This window comes from Pengzhenrongella frigida, from assembly GCF_004168625.1.
In the GTDB taxonomy this organism is placed as follows: Bacteria; Actinomycetota; Actinomycetes; order Actinomycetales; family Cellulomonadaceae; genus Pengzhenrongella; species Pengzhenrongella frigida.
In genome coordinates this window covers 66,538-83,353 of record NZ_SDWW01000015.1, presented here as the reverse complement: position 1 = coordinate 83,353, position 16,816 = coordinate 66,538, and the positions used below count along the sequence as shown (strand labels likewise).

The 16,816-nt window shown below is 74.1% G+C and carries 14 protein-coding genes; 8 read left to right on the top strand and 6 right to left on the bottom strand.

From position 1 onward, the window contains the following. Positions 1 to 217 (bottom strand): hypothetical protein (locus tag EUA98_RS08190; protein WP_207219013.1); only part of this gene is annotated, 217 nt, incomplete at its 3' end. 416 nt (positions 218 to 633) lie between these two features. Here EUA98_RS08190 and EUA98_RS08185 point away from each other — a divergent pair. The 5 genes from EUA98_RS08185 (at position 634) to EUA98_RS08165 (ending at position 6,100) form a co-directional block, all read left to right on the top strand. Beyond that, positions 634 to 1,950 (top strand): bifunctional o-acetylhomoserine/o-acetylserine sulfhydrylase, encoded by a 1,317-nt coding sequence (locus tag EUA98_RS08185; RefSeq protein ID WP_130102185.1) that lies wholly within the window; start codon positions 634 to 636, stop codon positions 1,948 to 1,950. Positions 1,951 to 2,106: 156 nt separating this feature from the next. Next, a complete protein-coding gene (gene metX, locus EUA98_RS08180; protein ID WP_242511347.1) occupies positions 2,107 to 3,324 on the top strand; it encodes a homoserine O-acetyltransferase MetX in 1,218 nt (405 codons plus the stop codon). Between the two features lie 49 nt (positions 3,325 to 3,373). After that, positions 3,374 to 4,120, top strand: coding sequence for a maleylpyruvate isomerase N-terminal domain-containing protein (locus EUA98_RS08175; RefSeq protein WP_242511346.1), 747 nt, complete (start codon positions 3,374 to 3,376; stop codon positions 4,118 to 4,120). Between the two features lie 9 nt (positions 4,121 to 4,129). Continuing rightward, on the top strand, positions 4,130 to 5,089 hold the full coding sequence (locus EUA98_RS08170) for a zinc-binding dehydrogenase (protein ID WP_130102183.1): 960 nt from the start codon (positions 4,130 to 4,132) through the stop codon (positions 5,087 to 5,089). 42 nt (positions 5,090 to 5,131) lie between these two features. Beyond that, positions 5,132 to 6,100: an alpha/beta hydrolase gene (locus EUA98_RS08165; protein ID WP_130102182.1), complete on the top strand. Its 969-nt coding sequence runs from the start codon at positions 5,132 to 5,134 to the stop codon at positions 6,098 to 6,100. A gap of 4 nt (positions 6,101 to 6,104) precedes the next feature. Here EUA98_RS08165 and EUA98_RS08160 read toward each other — a convergent pair whose 3' ends face one another. The 5 genes from EUA98_RS08160 to EUA98_RS20055 form a co-directional block, all read right to left on the bottom strand. Further along, complete coding sequence (locus EUA98_RS08160) at positions 6,105 to 7,361, bottom strand: restriction system modified-DNA reader domain-containing protein (protein ID WP_130102181.1); 1,257 nt, start codon at positions 7,359 to 7,361, stop codon at positions 6,105 to 6,107. A 223-nt stretch (positions 7,362 to 7,584) separates the two neighbouring features. Continuing rightward, positions 7,585 to 7,881, bottom strand: coding sequence for a thiamine-binding protein (locus EUA98_RS08155; protein ID WP_130102180.1), 297 nt, complete (start codon positions 7,879 to 7,881; stop codon positions 7,585 to 7,587). A 227-nt stretch (positions 7,882 to 8,108) separates the two neighbouring features. After that, entirely contained in the window at positions 8,109 to 11,066 is a 2,958-nt protein-coding gene (locus EUA98_RS08150; RefSeq protein WP_130102179.1) for an FAD-binding and (Fe-S)-binding domain-containing protein, read from the bottom strand. 115 nt (positions 11,067 to 11,181) lie between these two features. Next, on the bottom strand, positions 11,182 to 11,616 hold the full coding sequence (locus tag EUA98_RS08145; protein WP_130102178.1) for an OsmC family peroxiredoxin: 435 nt from the start codon (positions 11,614 to 11,616) through the stop codon (positions 11,182 to 11,184). A 123-nt stretch (positions 11,617 to 11,739) separates the two neighbouring features. Beyond that, positions 11,740 to 12,882 (bottom strand): M15 family metallopeptidase, encoded by a 1,143-nt coding sequence (locus tag EUA98_RS20055; protein WP_207219012.1) that lies wholly within the window; start codon positions 12,880 to 12,882, stop codon positions 11,740 to 11,742. Between the two features lie 227 nt (positions 12,883 to 13,109). Between EUA98_RS20055 and EUA98_RS08135 the strand changes: the two genes are divergently transcribed. The 3 genes from EUA98_RS08135 to EUA98_RS08125 all read left to right on the top strand — a co-directional run bounded on the left by EUA98_RS08135 (position 13,110) and on the right by EUA98_RS08125 (position 16,793). Then, the gene (locus tag EUA98_RS08135) at positions 13,110 to 13,397 is read left to right on the top strand and encodes a hypothetical protein (protein ID WP_130102177.1); all 288 of its coding nucleotides are present in this window, start codon (positions 13,110 to 13,112) and stop codon (positions 13,395 to 13,397) included. A gap of 79 nt (positions 13,398 to 13,476) precedes the next feature. Next, complete coding sequence (locus EUA98_RS08130; RefSeq protein WP_130102176.1) at positions 13,477 to 14,220, top strand: ABC transporter ATP-binding protein; 744 nt, start codon at positions 13,477 to 13,479, stop codon at positions 14,218 to 14,220. Beyond that, positions 14,220 to 16,793, top strand: coding sequence for an ABC transporter permease (locus EUA98_RS08125; RefSeq protein ID WP_130102175.1), 2,574 nt, complete (start codon positions 14,220 to 14,222; stop codon positions 16,791 to 16,793). The genes EUA98_RS08130 and EUA98_RS08125 overlap by 1 nt, the downstream gene beginning before the upstream one ends. Positions 16,794 to 16,816: the final 23 nt, after the last annotated feature.

Sequence of the window (16,816 nt, the reverse complement as noted above, 5' to 3'; positions counted from 1 at the left end):
CCGGCGCGGCCCGCGCGACCGGCGGGGCGGGCTCGGGGTCGTTGCCCGGGTCGGCCGCCAGCACTGCGGTGCCGGCGGGGACGAGCCAGCCGTGCTGGCTCACGCCCGCCTGGGCTGCCGCGCCCGCGGTCAGCACGAAGGCGACCACCGCGCCGAGGCCGAGCGCGACGGCGACGGGGTCGTGCCGGGAGCGGGGTCGCACGCGGTTCTGCCTCATCGCGATCCATCGTCGTGACCGTCGACGGCCGGGACCGGGCGCCGCGATGAACGCAGGACGAATAGACCGAAAGGGTTCGCCCTGCGCCGCACGAGGCCGCGGCCCTGGCGGTCTGTCCTGCGCTGGCACATCTGTCCGCCTGAAGGACACCTCCCTTCTCACATTCCGAGACGGGTGTTCCATTTACTGGTCGTCCCCTCGTACTGTTCGACCATGACCTGCCGAATGTGTCGCTGACCAGCGCACGCTCGGCTGTGCCCTCGGACCGGTAACGCGGCTCGCCTCGACGGCGATCGACGCCGCACCGCCCGGCACCTGGTACACGCCTTCGTGCGACCCCCTCCCCACCCCCTCGCGGGCGGGCCGGTCAGCACCCTGGCCCCCGTCGTGCGGCCGACCATCCAAGGAGACTCCCCATGAACGACGCCTGGTCCTTCGAGACCCGCCAGATCCACGCCGGCCAGACCCCCGACCCCACGACCGGTGCGCGCGCGCTGCCGATCTACCAGACGACGTCGTTCGTCTTCCCCGACGCGCAGGTCGCCGCCGACCGCTTCGCGTTGAAGGACCTCGGCCCCATCTACACGCGTATCGGCAACCCGACCACGACGGTCGTCGAGGACCGGATCGCCTCGCTCGAGGGCGGCGTCGGCGCCCTGCTGCTCGCCTCGGGCTCCGCGGCCACGACGCTCGCGATCCTCAACATCGCCGAGGCCGGCGACCACATCGTCGCCAGCCCGAGCCTGTACGGCGGCACGTACAACCTGCTGCACTACACGCTGCCGAAGCTCGGGGTCACCACGACGTTCGTCACCGACCCGCACGACCCGCAGGCCTGGCGGGACGCGATCCAGCCGAACACCAAGCTGCTGTTCGCCGAGACGATCCCGAACCCGCGCTCGGACATCCTCGACATCGAGGCCGTGGCCGACGTCGCGCACACGGCCGGCGTGCCGCTCGTGGTCGACAACACCATCGCCACGCCGTACCTCCTGCGCCCCATTGAGTTCGGGGCCGACGTCGTCGTGCACTCGGCCACCAAGTACCTCGGCGGGCACGGCTCCGCCATCGCCGGCGCGATCGTCGACGCGGGCACGTTCGACTACGCCCAGCACCCCGAGCGGTTCCCGAACTACAACACGCCGGACGACAGCTACCACGGTCTCGTCTACGCGCGGGACCTCGGGGTCGGCAGCGCGTTCGGCGCCAACCTGTCCTACATCCTCAAGGCCCGCGTGCAGCTGCTGCGCGACCTGGGCCCGGCGCTCTCCCCGTTCAACGCGTTCCTCATCGCGCAGGGGATCGAGACCCTGTCGCTGCGGATCGAGCGGCACGTCGAGAACGCCCAGAAGGTCGCCGCGTGGCTCGAGGCGCGCGAGGACGTGCTCGGCGTGCACTACGCGGGCCTCGAGTCCAGCCCGTGGCACGAGCGGGCCCTGAAGTACACCCCCAAGGGCCCGGGCGCCGTGCTCGCGTTCGAGATCGCCGGCGGCAGCGCGGCCGGGCAGGCGTTCGTGTCCGCGCTGGAGCTGCACTCGAACGTCGCGAACATCGGGGACGTGCGCTCGCTCGTCATCCACCCGGCGTCGACCACCCACAGCCAGCTCACGCCGGAGGAGCAGGCCCTGTCGGGCGTCACCCCCGGCCTCGTGCGGCTCGCCGTCGGGATCGAGCACATCGACGACATCCTCGCCGACCTCGACGCCGGCTTCCGCGCCGCCAAGGGCGTCTGAGTCGTGACCACCGTCGCGTCGCGCGCCTCGTCGTCGGCGGCCACCCCTGGGTCGCGCGCCTCGACGGCGGACGCGCGCGACGCGACGGAGGTGAGCCGCGTAGATTCGGATGCTATGTCTCGTGAGCGCCCGCGCCGGTCCGCTCCCACGACACCGGTGCCTACCATCCGGTCGTCGTCGGGGCGCACGTCGGCGCGCCGGTCGCGCACCACCCCGGTCCGACCCACCACGGGCGCCCCCGGCGCCGCGCCGCTGATCCCGGCCTCGTCCGCCTGGCGTGAGGGGGACCCGGTCGGGCGCCGGAACTTCATCGACCTCGGCGCCCTCGACCTCGAGGCCGGCGGTCGCCTGCCGGCGGTGCGGCTGGCCTACGAGACCTGGGGCACGCTCTCGGCGAGCGGCGACAACGCGGTGCTGGTGCTGCACGCGCTCACCGGGGACTCGCACGTGACCGGCCCGGCCGGCCCCGGGCACCCGACCGCGGGCTGGTGGGAGTCGCTCGTCGGCCCCGGGGCCCCGATCGACACCGACAAGTACTTCGTCGTGGCACCCAACGTGCTCGGCGGCTGCCAGGGCACGACCGGCCCGTCGTCCACCGCCCCGGACGGACGACCCTGGGGGGGCAGGTTCCCGCAGATCACCGTGCGCGACCAGGTCGCCGTCGAGCTGGCGCTGACCGACACGCTCGGGATCTCGGACTGGGCCCTCGTCGTGGGCGCCTCGCTCGGTGGCCTGCGCGCGCTGGAGTGGGCCGCCTCCGCGCCGAACCGCGTGCGCGCGGTCGCGGCGATCGCCACCGCGGCGCAGACCTCGGGTGACCAGATCGCCAGCTTCCACACCCAGCTCGGTGCGATCCACGCGGATCCCGGGTACGCGGGCGGCGACTACTACGACGCGGCCGACGGCGCGGGTCCCCACGTCGGGCTCGGGATCGCCCGGCAGATCGCGCACGCCTCGTACCGCAGCGCGCGCGAGCTCGACGAGCGGTTCGGCCGCATCCCGCAGGGCGGCGAGGACCCGCTGGGCGGGGGACGGTTCGCGGTGCAGTCCTACCTCGACCACCACGGTGACAAGCTCGCCCGGCGGTTCGACGCGAACACCTACCTGGTGCTCACCCGCACGATGATCACGCACGACATCGGCCGGGACCGCGGTGGCGTCGAGGCGGCGCTCGCCACGATCACCGCGCGTGCGCTCGTGGTCGCCGTCGACACCGACCGGCTGTTCCCGCCGAGCCAGTCCGAGCGGATCGCCGCCGGCATCCCCCGGGCGGGAGCGGTCCGCACGGTGCGGTCCGACTTCGGCCACGACGGCTTCCTCATCGAGGCCGGCCAGCTCGGTGACATGGTCGCGGAGTTCCTCGCCGAAGGGTGACCCGACCGCAGGACTGCAGCCGGCCGGCGTCGTCGGGCAGGATGGCCAGATGACCACCCGGATGCAACGCGCCGATCTCACGACCGCCGCACGCCTGCTCGCCCAGCAGTGGACCACCCTGCGGACCTGGCTCGGCCTGCTCCTGGACGACGCCGACGACGACGGGCTCTGGGCGCTGCCACACTCCCCGAGCGCCCTGCCCGGACTGACCGTCAGCGAGCTGGTCGCCCATCTCGGTCGGGCCATGGACGCCCTCGCCGTGACCCGTCCGGCCGAACCGGGCACGGTCCCGCTCACCCTCGCCGAGTACCTGGGCACCTACCCCGAGCGCGCGACGGAGATCGCCCAGGTCACCCGGGAGATCGCCGCCGAGATCTCCGACGCCCCGCTCCCCGCCGTGGACGCGATGGCCGCCGCGGCGTTCGCGCGGCTCGCCGAGCTCGGCCCCGACGACCTGGTGGTCCAGGCCCGCCGCGCACCGATCACGCTGTCCGACATGGTCGTCTCGCGACTGATCGAGCTCGTCGTGCACGGTGACGACCTCGCGCGCTCCGTCCCGCCGCGACCCGGCGAGCACGCGGTCGACCCGGAGGCGCTGCAGTTCGTCGCGGAGTCCCTCCTGGCCATCGTGGTGACCCGCGGCGGCTGGAGCCTCGAGCTCGTCGACCCCCTGCTGTGGGTCCGGCTGGCGACCGGGCGCGTCCCGTACGACGTCGACCAGCTCGCGGTCGCGCTGCGTCCCCGGTTCACCTCGGACTCGGTCCCCGACCTCGGGCGCATGCTGCCGCTGCTCTAGGCTCACCCCATGCTTGCTGCCTACGCCGCCCGTTTCGCCCCGAACGACCCGATCAGCGCGCTGGAGGTCGCCGACCGCCCCGAGCCTGAGGCGCGCGAGAACTGGAGCACCGTCGAGGTGCGCGCCTCGAGCCTGAACCACCACGACCTGTGGTCCCTGCGCGGCGTCGGTCTGCGCGAGGCGCAGCTGCCGATGATCCTGGGCACGGACGCCGCCGGGGTGACCGCCGACGGCACCGAGGTCGTGGTGCACGGGGTGATCGGCGCGACCGGTCACGGCGTCGGCCCGACCGAGACCCGCAGCCTGCCGTCCGAGCGCTACCCCGGCACGCTCGCCGAGCGGTTCGCGGTGCCGACCTGGAACCTCGTGCCGAAGCCCGCCGAGCTGTCGTTCGCCGAGGCGTCCTGCCTGCCGACCGCCTGGCTGACCGCCTTCAACATGCTCTTCACCAGCGGTGGCGCCAAGCCGGGCGACCGGGTGCTCGTGCAGGGCGCGGGTGGCGGCGTGTCCACCGCCGCCGTCCTGCTCGGCGCGGCGGCCGGCCTCGAGGTCCACGTCACGAGCCGGGACGAGGCCAAGCGCGCCCGGGCCGTCGAGCTCGGTGCGGCGGGTGCGGTCGCCCCCGGCGGTCGGTTGCCGGCCAAGGTCGACCTCGTGCTCGAGACCGTCGGAGCCGCGACCTGGACCCACTCGGTGAAGTCGGTGCGCCCGGGTGGCCGGATTGTCGTGGCCGGCGCCACGTCGGGCGACGCCTCGCCGGCCGAGCTGCAGCGCATCTTCTTCCTCGAGCTGAGCGTCATCGGCGTGACGATGGGGTCCAAGGAGGACCTCGTCGGCCTGCTCAACCTGCTGGTGCGCACGGGCATCCGGCCGATCATCGACACCGAGCTGCCGCTCGCCCGGGCGGCCGAGGGCCTCGCACGGCTTGCGGCGGGCAGCCAGTTCGGCAAGATCGTGCTGACGGTCTGACCGCCGAAGAACCCGACGGGTCGAGCGGCAGGGGGTGGGACGGTGACAGACCGGTGGCAGCAGGACATCCTCGGGCCTGACTTCCAGGCCCTGACCCTCGACCTCGGCACCGACGACGAGGGTCCCGTGGTGGCGACCCTCGTCCGGTTCCGCCCGCCGACCGCCGAGCCGCTGCGGTCGGCTCGGGCCGTGCTGTACGTCCACGGCTGGAGCGACTACTTCTTCCAGACCGAGCTGGCCGCGTACTGGCACGCGCAGGGCGCCGCCTTCTACGCCGTCGACCTGCGCAAGTTCGGCCGCAGCCTGCGCCCGCACCAGACGCCCGGCTACGTCGACACCCTGACCGACTACGACGACGACCTCGCCGCCGCGCTCGCCGAGATCCGCGGCGAGCTCGGGCCGCTGGTCCGCGTGATCCTCATGGGGCACTCCACGGGCGGGCTGGTCAGCGCGCTGTGGCTGCAGCGCAACCCTGGCGAGGTCGGCTCCCTCGTGCTCAACAGCCCGTGGCTCGAGCTGCAGGGGTCGGCGGTGCTGCGCAACATCAGCACGCCGGCGATCACCCAGCTCGCCCGGTTCCAGCCGAAGACCCCGATGCCCAACATCGACGCCGGCTTCTACGCGCGCACGATCGACGCGACCGACGGCGGCGAGTGGGTCTACAACACGGCCTGGCGCCCGACGCCGTCGTTCCCGGTGCGGGCCGGCTGGCTCCGCGCGATCATCGCCGGCCACGCCGAGGTCGCCCGCGGCCTGTCCATCGACGTCCCGATCCTCACGCTCGCGTCCGCGCGCAGCCTCATCAGCCCGCGCTGGAGCGAGGGGATGCGGGCGGCCGACATCGTGATCGACGTCGACGTCATCGTGCGTCGCGCGGTCCAGCTCGGGCGCACCGTCACCGTCATCCGGATCGAGGGAGGGCTGCACGACCTGGTGCTGTCACCCCTGCCGGTGCGGCAGCGGTGCTACGCGGAGATCACGCGCTGGACCGTCGCGTACGGCTGGGGCTGAGCGCTCAGACGTCGCGCAGCTCGGCCAGCGCCGGGCCGTCGTCGCCCACGCGCCACATCCGCCAGCCGTCGACCGAGTACTCCGAGCCTGCCGCGGCCGAGGCGGCCTCGTCCGGGTCGGCGAACACGGCGCCGTCGGGCAGCTGGATGAGCCCGTCCGGCCGGAGGGTGGCGACGAAGCGCTGACCGCGTCGCTGCCGGGACCACACGAGGGTCGTCGCGGTCGCGAGCTCACCCGCGAGCGCGGCAAGCATCGGGTCGGGCACGGCCGCGGCGGCAACCGGGCCGACCGGCACGGTCAGGACCGAGGGGAACGTGCCGCTCGGCGCGGAGGCACCCGCGCTCGGCACCGGGCCGGTCGAGATCGGTCCGATCGGGATCTGCCCGGTCACGACCTGCTCGACCGGGACGCGGACCACGACCGGAGGGGGGGTGGGGCTGGTCTCACGGTGGTGGCGCCGGCGGTCCGACGTCGGCCAGGACTCGCCGCGACCGGCTCCGGGATGGGCCGGCCCGTGGGGGCTCGGAGGTCCGTGCGAGGCGGAACGCTGCCCGTCGTGCCCCGCGTCACGAGCGAACGCGGGAGCGGGGCTGAGCACCGGGAGGACCCGGGGCTCGGGGGCCACGGGCGCGGGCGCGACGGGCTCGGCGCCGACCCGCTGCAGTGCCGACGGCTCGACCGCGCGGCGCTTGGGCACGAGCGGGATCAGCGGCGACACGTCCAGGAACCGGCGACCATCGGCGCCACGGAGCACACCGACCTGCAGCACCTCGACCTGGCGGCCGGGCTGGCGCAGGAACTCGACCGCGTCCACCACGCTCTCGGCGACCTCGGAGCAGACCAGCAGCAGGCGAGCGCCCGCGTGCCGGGCAGCCGAGTGCGCCACGGCGACGGGCACGTTCTCGCGGAACGCGACGAGATCGGTCGCGAACCGCTCGGGCCCACCGTGGTACGAACGGGCGAGGTCCGCCGAGCTCAACCGGGCCGCAGCGCCGGCGAACCGCAGCGCGCGCACGATCCCCTCGCTGTCGAGCATCTGCACGACCTCGACGACGACCGGTTGCCCGGCGGCGTCGACGGCGAGCAGGTGCGGACCGTCGGCCCCGGGCTGCCGGGTCGCGATGGGGAACAGTGGTTCCCCGAGCAGGCTCTCGAGGTGATCGGCGACGACCGACGAGGTGTCCGCCGGAAACGTGCCGGCGGCGGGCTGCATCGGCTGGACGAGGACGGGATGTCCCGCGTCGAGCTCGAAGATCGGCATGCTGCAGATGCTCCCCACACTGGGTTGTCGCAGGCAGGTCGACATCCGCCCTCAGATCGGGCGGCCCGTGCATGCGGTGCGACTACTCTCCCACGAACCGAGCGGTCAGGTTGGCCGGTCCACGCGGCGCCCGCCGTCGCGCCTCGTCCAGTGATCGCCGTCCGCGCCCAGGTCCAGCCGTTTGGGTGAACGGCCCGGTCCCCGGCGGCGAACCGGCGGCGTGCTAGGAGCCGGCGAGCCGACCCTCGAGCCGCTCGACCTTCCCGGTGAGCTCACCGGTGTGGCCAGGCCGGATGTCGGCCTTCAGGACGAGACTCACCCGGTTTCCGTGCTTCCCGACGGCTTCGGTGGCACGACGCACGACGTCCATGCACTCGTCCCACTCCCCCTCGAGAGTCGTGAACATCGAGTCGGTGTGGTTCGGCAGACCGGACTCGCGCACGATGCGCACGGCATCGGCGACGGCCGCGGTCACGGAGTCCCCACTCCCGACGGGAGCAACAGAGAAGGCGATGAGCATGAGGAGATCCTCTCGCATCCGCTCCACGGGTGGGTCATCGGCCCGCTCCCCGGCGTGGAGCAGCGGTGCTGACAGCCGCGCGGGTGGCTCCTGGGACGCATGTGGCCCGTGAGGCGCCTCATCGGCACCGTGCGCATCGTTGCGCCACGAGCGCGGCTGTCAGCACCGGCGCTCAGGGCTCAGGGCTCGGGGCTCGGGGCTCAGGGCTCGGGGCTCGGGGTTCGGGGCTAGCTGGGCAGGCGTTCGGCGAGGAGCTCGGCGAGGGACCGGCCGCGGACGCCGGCGAGCTGCTCGGCCTGGGTGCGGCAGGAGAAGCCGTCAGCCAGGAACACGTCCCCGTCCGCCGCGGCCCGCAGTGCCGGCAGCAGCGCGTTCTCGGCCACGGCGACCGACACCTCGTAGTGCCCCTTCTCCATGCCGAAGTTCCCCGCCAGCCCGCAGCACCCGGCCAACGTGGTGATCGTCGCGCCCGCGCCCTGGAGCAGCGCCCGGTCGGCGTCGAAGCCCATGACCGAGTGCTGGTGGCAGTGCGGCTGCACGACGGCGGTCACGTCCGACAGGTCGGGCACACGCCACCCCGTGGTGGGGTCCGGCCCGATCGGCGCCGGCGCGGTCAGCAGCTCGGCCAGCGTCCGCGTCGCGCGCGAGACGGCGAGCGCGCGTGGGTCGTCGGGCACCAGATCGAGCAGGTCCGAGCGGAGCACGGCGGTGCAGGACGGCTCGAGGCCCACGATCGGGATCCCGTTGACCGCGTACGGCCCCAGCACGCCGAGCAGGTCGACGAGCCGGCGCCGGGCGCCGTCGAGCTGGCCGGTGCTGATCCAGGTCAGCCCGCAGCAGGCCTGCTCGTCGGGCACGATCACGTCGTATCCCGCCGCGCGCAGCACCCGGACCGCCGCCTGCGGCACGCCCGGGTCGAGCGCGTCGCTGAACGAGTCGACCCAGAGCACGACCCGGGGCCGCGCCGCAGCGCTCCCGCCGGAAGACGGCCCGGTCGACCCGCGCGCGGACGAGGACGCCGACGAGGACACCGAGGGCGCCCCGGCGCGCTGAGCGCCAGCCCCGCCGACGTCGCGTCGCCACCAGGTCCGGAACGGGACCTCGGCGAACGCCGGGATCTGCCGCCGGGGGTCCATCCCGCCGGCCCGCAGGACGAGCTTCGCCAGCACCGGAACGCCGAGGACGCCGTTGACGAGCCGCGGCGCGAGGCCGGCGAGCCGCGCCCACCGGGGCAGCCAGCCGAGCGCGTAGTGGTTCATCGGGCGCAGCCGGCGCCGGTAGGTGCGATGCAGCACCTCCGCCTTGTACTGCGCCATGTCGACCCCGGCCGGGCAGTCGCTCGAGCAGGCCTTGCAGCTCAGGCACAGGTCGAGCGACTCGCGCACCTCGGGCGAGGCGAAGCCGCCCGTGATGAGCCGGCCGTTGGCCATCTCCTGCAGCACCCGGGACCGGCCGCGGGTGGAGTCCTTCTCGTCGCGCGTGGCCAGGTACGACGGGCACATGAACCCGCCGACCGCCGTGCTGTCCGCGCGGCACTTGCCGACCCCGGTGCAGCGGTGCACCGCGGTGGTCAGGTCGCCGCCGTCGTGCGCGAACGAGAATCCCGTGGCCGCGAGCAGCGGCTTCGCGGCGGACCGGCGCAGGTCCGCGTCAAGCGGCTGGGGGCGTACGACGACGCCCGAGTTGAGCAGGTCGGCCGGGTCCAGCAGGTGCTTGAACCCCGCGAACAGGTCGATCGCGGTCGGTGAGTACATCAGCGGGAGCAGCTCGCTGCGGGCCCGACCGTCGCCGTGCTCACCCGACATCGAGCCACCGTGCGCCGCGACCAGTCGGCCGGCGTCGAACATGAAGGCCCGCAGGTTGCGCCCCGCGGTCGCCGGGTCCGCGAGCGGGATGTTCAGGCGCAGGTGGACGCAGCCGTCGCCGAAGTGACCGTAGGCCAGGCCATCGACGCCATGACCGGCCATCAGCGTCTCGAGCTCGCGCAGGTAGGCGCCGAGCCGCTCGGGCGGCACGGCCGAGTCCTCGAACCCGGGCCACGCCTGCTCTCCCGCCGGGGTCCGGCCGCCGAGCCCGGCGCCGTCCTCGCGGATGCGCCACATCGCGGCCGCCTCGGGCCCGGGGGGGAAGATGCGCGCGGCCAGGGTGCCGGCGTCGGCCACGAGAGCCGCAGCGCGCGCGAGCGCCTCGTCGAGCGAGTCCCCGCCGACCTCGACCATGAGCCAGCCGCCGCCGTCGGGCAGGTCGGGCACGGCCCCGGCGCCCCGCACGCGGCGCACGACGTCGACCAGCCGCGCGTCCATCCCCTCGATCGCGAGCGGGTGGTGCGCGAGCAGGGCCGGCACGACGTCGGCCGCCGCGGGCATGTTCGGGTAGCCCAGCACGACGAGCACGGGCGTGGCGGGGACGGGCACCAGGGCGACCGTCGCGCCGAGGATCGTGGCGACGGTGCCCTCGGTGCCGACGAGCGCCTTGGCCAGATCCGCGCCGCGCTCGGGCAGCAGGTGCTCGAGGGAGTAGCCGGACACCTGGCGCCCGAACCGGCCGAGCTCGGTGCGCAGGGTCTCGAGGTTCGCGCCGACCAGGCCGTCCAGCCCGGGCACGACGTCGAGCCCCTTGCCGGCGGTGAACCGGCGACCGGTGCCGTCCACGACGTCGAGCTCGAGGACGTTGTCGGCGGTGCGACCGTAGGCGACCGCACGCGGGCCGCACGCGTTGTTGCCGATCATGCCGCCGAGGGTGGCGCGCGCCTGCGTCGAGGGGTCGGGGCCGAAGCGCAGCCCGTGCGGGGCCGCTGCGCGCTGCAACGAGGCGAGGATGACGCCCGGTTCGACGCGCGCCGTGCGCGCCTCGGGGTCGATGGCGCCGATCCGGTCGAGGTGACGGGACAGGTCGAGCACGACCCCGGGCCCGACGGCGTTGCCCGCCACGGACGTGCCGCCGCCGCGGGCGGTGATCGGGACGGCGGCCGCCCGGGTCACCGCGAGCGCGGCGAGGACGTCGTCGGTGTCCAGCGGGAACACCACGACCTCGGGCACGACGCGGTAGTTCGACGCGTCGGTGGAGTACTCCGCCCGGCGCCGGGTCGAGCCGTCGACCGAGCCACGCACGGCGGCGCGCAGGGCGTGGACCAGCTCGGAGCTCGCTGCTGCGGTGGCCTCAGAGGCACGGGTCGGGATCGACACCCGGGCAGTCTCCCACCGACCGCACGCGCGCCGCGTCCTCGTGTCAGCCCACGGGTCCGGCTCCCGGGTCAGGCTCCCGTGTCGCTCCCGCGTCAGCCCCGCCCGCGGGGGGCAGTCAGTCGAGGGCGGCGTCGAGCGTGATGGTCGTGCCGGTCAGCGCCTTGCTCACCGGGCAGGTCTCCTTGGCCACCTGCGCCGCCCGGGCGAATCCGGCGGCGTCCAGGTTCTCGACCTCGCCGCGCACCGTGAGCGCGATCGTCGTGATCAGCAGACCGCCGGCCGGGTCGGGCTCGAGGGTGACGTCCGCGGTGACCTGCAGCGCGATCGGGACCCCGCCGGCCTCCGCGATCACCCCCGACAGCTGCATCGCGAAGCACGACGAGTGGGCGGCGGCGATGAGCTCCTCGGGGCTCGTGCCCACGGTCTGCTCGGCGATCCGACGGGGGAAGGAGACGTCGAAGGTGCCGGTTCCTGAACTGGTCAGCTCGACCTGGCCGGAACCCTCCATGAGGGTGCCGTTCCAGGCGGTCCGTGCGGTGCGAGTAGACATGACGCTCCTCGGGGCTCGTGCTCCGGACGCCGGTCGACGCCCGCCGACCACACTAGGTTGCGCCCGGGCGGGCCCGCCGCGCGGCTCAGCCGGTGGCTCAGCCGGTGAGCTCAGCCGGTGAGCTCAGCCGGTGAACTCCCAGTGCCAGGGCTCGCGCTTGCTCCCCGTGATGCTCGCCCACTCCGGCAGGACCCAGCCGAACGCGCCGGCGTGGGCCGACATCCACTCGTGCTGCGCCGTGCCGAACGTCTGGACGCCGTCGCCCAGGTCGAGCGCGACGCCGAGGCCATGGTTGGAGGTCCCGGGGCGGGCGCACAGGCGACCCTTCGTCCGTGAGCACGCGACCTGCGCCGAGTACGAGCGGTAGGAGTCCGTGACCACCAGATCGGACCCGAACGTCGCCCGGTAGCTCTCGTTCAGCGCGGCGAGCGCGTCGGCGGCGTCGCACCGCAGCTGATGATCGGGCGCGAAGCCGACCGCGCACAGCGCCTCGGCCGGCACCCGTCCATTGGCGTACGAGGCGAGCGACGCGCGCTGCTCGGCAGCCTTGGCAACCGCTGCTGCCGCATCCGCGGCCACTCGTTCGACCTCGGCGGCAGCCGCTTCGGCGGCTGCCGCCGCGATCTGCTCGGCGGTCGTCCTGAGCTGGGCGGACAGGTTCGCCACCCGCGCTGCGGCGGCCACGATCCCCGCGGCGACGTCATCGTCGGGGGTGGTGTCGGCACGCTCGGCGTCCGAGGACGCCCGGAAGGCGTCCCCGAGCCCCGGTGTGGAGGTGGGGGACGGCGTCAGGGGGGACGGCTCGGCGGCCGGTGTCGCCGGCGCGGTCGCTGCCTCGGGGTCGGTCGTCGGCTCTGGGTCGGACGTCGGCTCGGGGTCGGTCGTCGGCTCGGCGTCGGTCGTCGGCAGGGCTTCCCGGGTGACCCCGCGGGACGCGCGCTCGGCGCGGGTGGGGGTCGCCGACGGCAGGGCCGACGGCGACGGGGACAGCGCCGCGGGGTCGGGCACGTCGGCCACGAGGGCCGTCAGGTGGTCCACCGCGTCGGTGAGCACCGCGAGGTCAGCCGCGCTCACGTCGGGGCCGACGACCGTCTGCACGACGTTCGCGTCGGCGACGGCGAGGTTCGCCGTCGCGACGGCGCGCGCGCGCTCGTCGGCGACCACGGCGCGCGCGTCGGCTGCGCTCGCGACCGCGGTCAGCTCGAACAGGGCGTTGTGGCGCTGCGTGGTCGACTCCGCGGCGGTGTACCCGCCGAGAGCGATCACGAGGCCGAGCACAAGAACGCCCTGGGCGGTCTTGCCCGGGCGGAAGGGGTGATTGGCGCGTGCACTCAGGGGCGCGGCTTGAGCTCGATGCCGGCCACGGGACGAGCGCCGTGAAACCGGCATTCTGTCACTCATGCGCAACAGATTAACAGACACCGTGACCATTCCGTTATCTGCGTGACGTGAGTTCCGTCACGCAGGCGCTACGGAACCGCTACGGTTCAGCCATGGAGCCCGCAAACACGACCCCGGCGGGCACCTCGTTCCCGCTCCCCCCACCTCCCCAGCGCGGCCTGGACGACCTCTACGACATCGGTCGGCTGGCGGACCGGCTCGGCGTCGAACATGCCACCATCCGGGTCTGGCTCTCACGCAAGGTCCCGTGGCTCCCCGCTCCGGACGGCCGCCTCAACGGCGGCGCCGTGTGGCGGGCCTCGACGCTCGACGGCATCGAGGAGCGCCGCGCGCCGGGTCGCCCCGGACCCAAACGGCGACCCAGCACCTCCCCGGAGTAGCGCTTCGGCCGTACTGTGTGGTTCTGCTCGTTCTTCGTCGGCGATGCACTGATCGGCGACCGAACCCGACCGGAGCGCCATGGATCCGACGCCGGTGGCCCCCGCGGTGATCGCGCACGCGCGCGGACTCGTCAAGACCTACGGCACCGGTGAGACGACCGTGCGCGCGCTCGACGGCATCGACGTCGACTTCGCCCGTGGCCGCCTGACGGCGATCATGGGGCCGTCCGGCTCGGGGAAGTCGACCCTGATGCACTGCATGGCGGGCCTCGACCGCGCGACGGCGGGCAGCGTGGTGGTCGACGGCGACGAGATCGGCCGGATGAGCGAGCGGCAGCTGACCCGGCTGCGTCGCACCCGGCTCGGGTTCGTCTTCCAGGCGTACAACCTCGTGCCGACCCTGACCGCGGCCGAGAACATCACCCTCCCGCTCGACATCGCCCGCCGACCGGTCGACCGCGCACACTTCGACGCGGTCGTCGCCGCCGTCGGCCTCGGCGACCGCCTGAGCCATCGGCCGAGCGAGCTCTCCGGCGGCCAGCAGCAGCGGGTGGCCTGCGCGCGCGCCCTGGTCTCGCGGCCGGCCGTCGTGTTCGCCGACGAACCCACCGGCAACCTCGACTCGCACTCGTCCGGTGAGGTCCTGGGCTTCCTGCGCCGCTCCGTCGACGACCTCGGCCAGAGCGTGGTCATGGTCACGCACGACCCGAATGCCGCCTCGATCGCGCACCGCGTGGTCTTCCTCGGCGACGGGCGGCTGGTCGGCGAGCTGCTCGATCCGACCGCCGGCACGATTCTCGATGCGCTGCGCGAGCTGAGCTGATGCGCCGGGTCGCGCTGCGCGGCATCCGGGCGCACCTGGTCCGGTTCGTGCTCTCGGTGCTGGCGGTGACCCTCGGCGTCGCGTTCGTGGCTGGCACGTTCTCCCTGCGCGCGATGCTCTCCTCGACGTTCAACGACATCGTCGAGAGCTCGCTCACCGGCGACGTCTACCTGCGCGGCGCCGAGGCCGCCGGGTCGACCTCCCCGACCGGCCAGGGTGGCTTCGGCGAGGCGCGCAACGCGATCCCGATCGCGCTCACCGACGTCGCCACGGCGGTCGACGGCGTCGCCCTCGCCCTGCCCGGCCTCAACGGTCCGGCCGTCCTGGTGGGGGCCGACGGCGTCGCGGTCAGCCAGGGGCAGGCCCCGAGCTTCGCGCAGGCGCTCGACCCCGCCGACCCGACCGTCCGGCTCGTGGCCGGTCGGGCGCCGGTCGGACCGGCCGAGATCGCCCTCGCGTCCGAGACCCTGGCGGCGTCCGGCCTCACGCTCGGGCAGACGACGCCGGCCGTGATCGCCGGCACGCTGGCGCAGGTGGCGGTCGTGGGGGAGGTCGACTACGGCGCGCCGCTCGCGGGCGCCACCGTGCTGTTCCTCGACGTCGCGACGGCGGTCCAGGCCTACGCGCCGGCCGGGCTCGTCCAGTCGATCACCGTCTACGCGGACCCGGGGGTCTCGCCGCAGACCCTGGTCGACCGGCTCCAACCGGTCGTCACGGCGGACGCGGCCGTCCGGGCCGAGGCCGTGACCGGGGACGAGCTGCGCGACGACGCCCGCGCGCAGATCGAGACGGCTCTCGGGTTCATCGAGACGTTCCTGCTCGTGTTCGCCGGGATCTCGCTGTTCGTCGGCGGGTTCATCATCGCCAACACGTTCGCGATGTCCGTGCGCCAGCGCCTGCGCGAGTTCGCCCTGCTCCGCGCGCTGGGGGCCTCGCCCGTGCAGGTCTTCGCCTCGATCCTCGTCCAGGCGGCCGTCGTCGGCCTGCTCGGCTCGGCGCTCGGCGTGCTGGCCGGGTTCGCGCTGGTCTCCGTGCTGCGCGTGGTCCTCGGGCGGTTCGGGATGAGCCTGTCCGGGACCATCCCGCTCGAGCCGTCGACCGTCGCCCTCTCGCTCGCCATCGGCACGGTCGTCAGCCTCGCCGCGGCGGCGCTCCCGGCCCGGCGCGCGGCGCTCACCCCGCCGGTCGAGGCGATGCGGGACGACGTCGTGGTCCAGGAACGGACCCTGCGCTGGCGGGCCCTGTCGGGGAGCCTGCTGACCGCGCTCGGCGTGGCCGCCGTGGTGCTGGCCGTGGTCGCACCCGAGTCCGACGGCGGCCAGCGGCTCGGCTTCGGTGCGGCCGCGGTGCTGGTCGGCGTGCTCCTGCTCGCCCCCGTGATCGCACGCGCGTCGCTCGGCGTCCTCGCGGCGGTCTTCGTCGCGACCCTGCCGCCGATCGGCCGGCTCGCGCGCGGCAACGTGACGCGCAACCCGCGCCGGACCGCGAACACCGCCGGCGCCCTGATGATCGGGATGGCGCTCGTCGGTGCGTCCTCGGTCCTCGCGGCGTCCGCACAGGACTCCACCCGGTCGATCGTCGCGGAGACCTCGACGGCCGACTTCGTGCTCCGGTCCCCCACCGCCGCCATCCCGGCCGACGCGCTGGCCGCCGTCGCCGCCCTGCCCGACGTCGAGGCGGCCGACGCCGTCACGCTCGGCTCGGTGCTGATCGGGCGTCCCGGGGCCGGCGCAGGCGGTCCCGGCCCGGCCACGGTCGTCGTCGGGCTGGACCCGGGGGCCTTCGGCCGCACGATGGACATCGAACGCACGGACGGCTCGCTCGATCGCCTGGCCGACGGCGAGATCGCCGCTCAGCAGGGCGCGGCCGCGGACGCCGGCTGGACGATCGGCACGGAGCTCGAGCTCACGTCCACCACCGGTTCTCGCACCGTGACCGTCGGGGCGATCATCGACTCGCCGGCCATCCAGGCGCCCATCGTGCTGCCGGAGGCGGTCTTCGACGACCTCGTCCCGGCCGCGCAGGCGGCCGTCAACCTGGTCTTCGTCAAGGCGGTACCGGGCGCCGACCGCACCGTCCTGCGTCGCGACCTGACCGCCGCGGTCGCTCCGTTCGTGGTGGTCTCGGTGCTGGACAACGAGCAGTTCGCCAGTGAGCTCGCGGGCCAGGTCGACCAGGTGCTCGTCATCCTGTACGCGCTGCTGGGCCTGTCGGTGGTCATCGCGATCCTCGGGATCGTCAACACGCTCGCGCTGTCGGTGATCGAGCGCACCCGCGAGATCGGGCTCATGCGGGCCGTCGGCCTCGGCCGGTTGCAGCTCGCCGGGACGGTGATGATCGAGTCGGTGCTCACGGCCCTGTTCGGCACCGTCGTCGGGGTCGTGGTCGGGGTCGCGCTCGCCGCGGCGATGCCCACCGTGTTCAGCGACGTCGGGCTCACCACGCTCGCCATCCCGTGGGGCACGCTCGGCTGGATCCTCGTGCTCGCCGGCGTCGTCGGGGTCCTGGCCGCCGTCTGGCCGGCGATCCGGGCCGCCCGGCTACCCGTCCTGCAGGCCGTGACCGTCGACTGATCGACTGTGACACCCGCGCACGC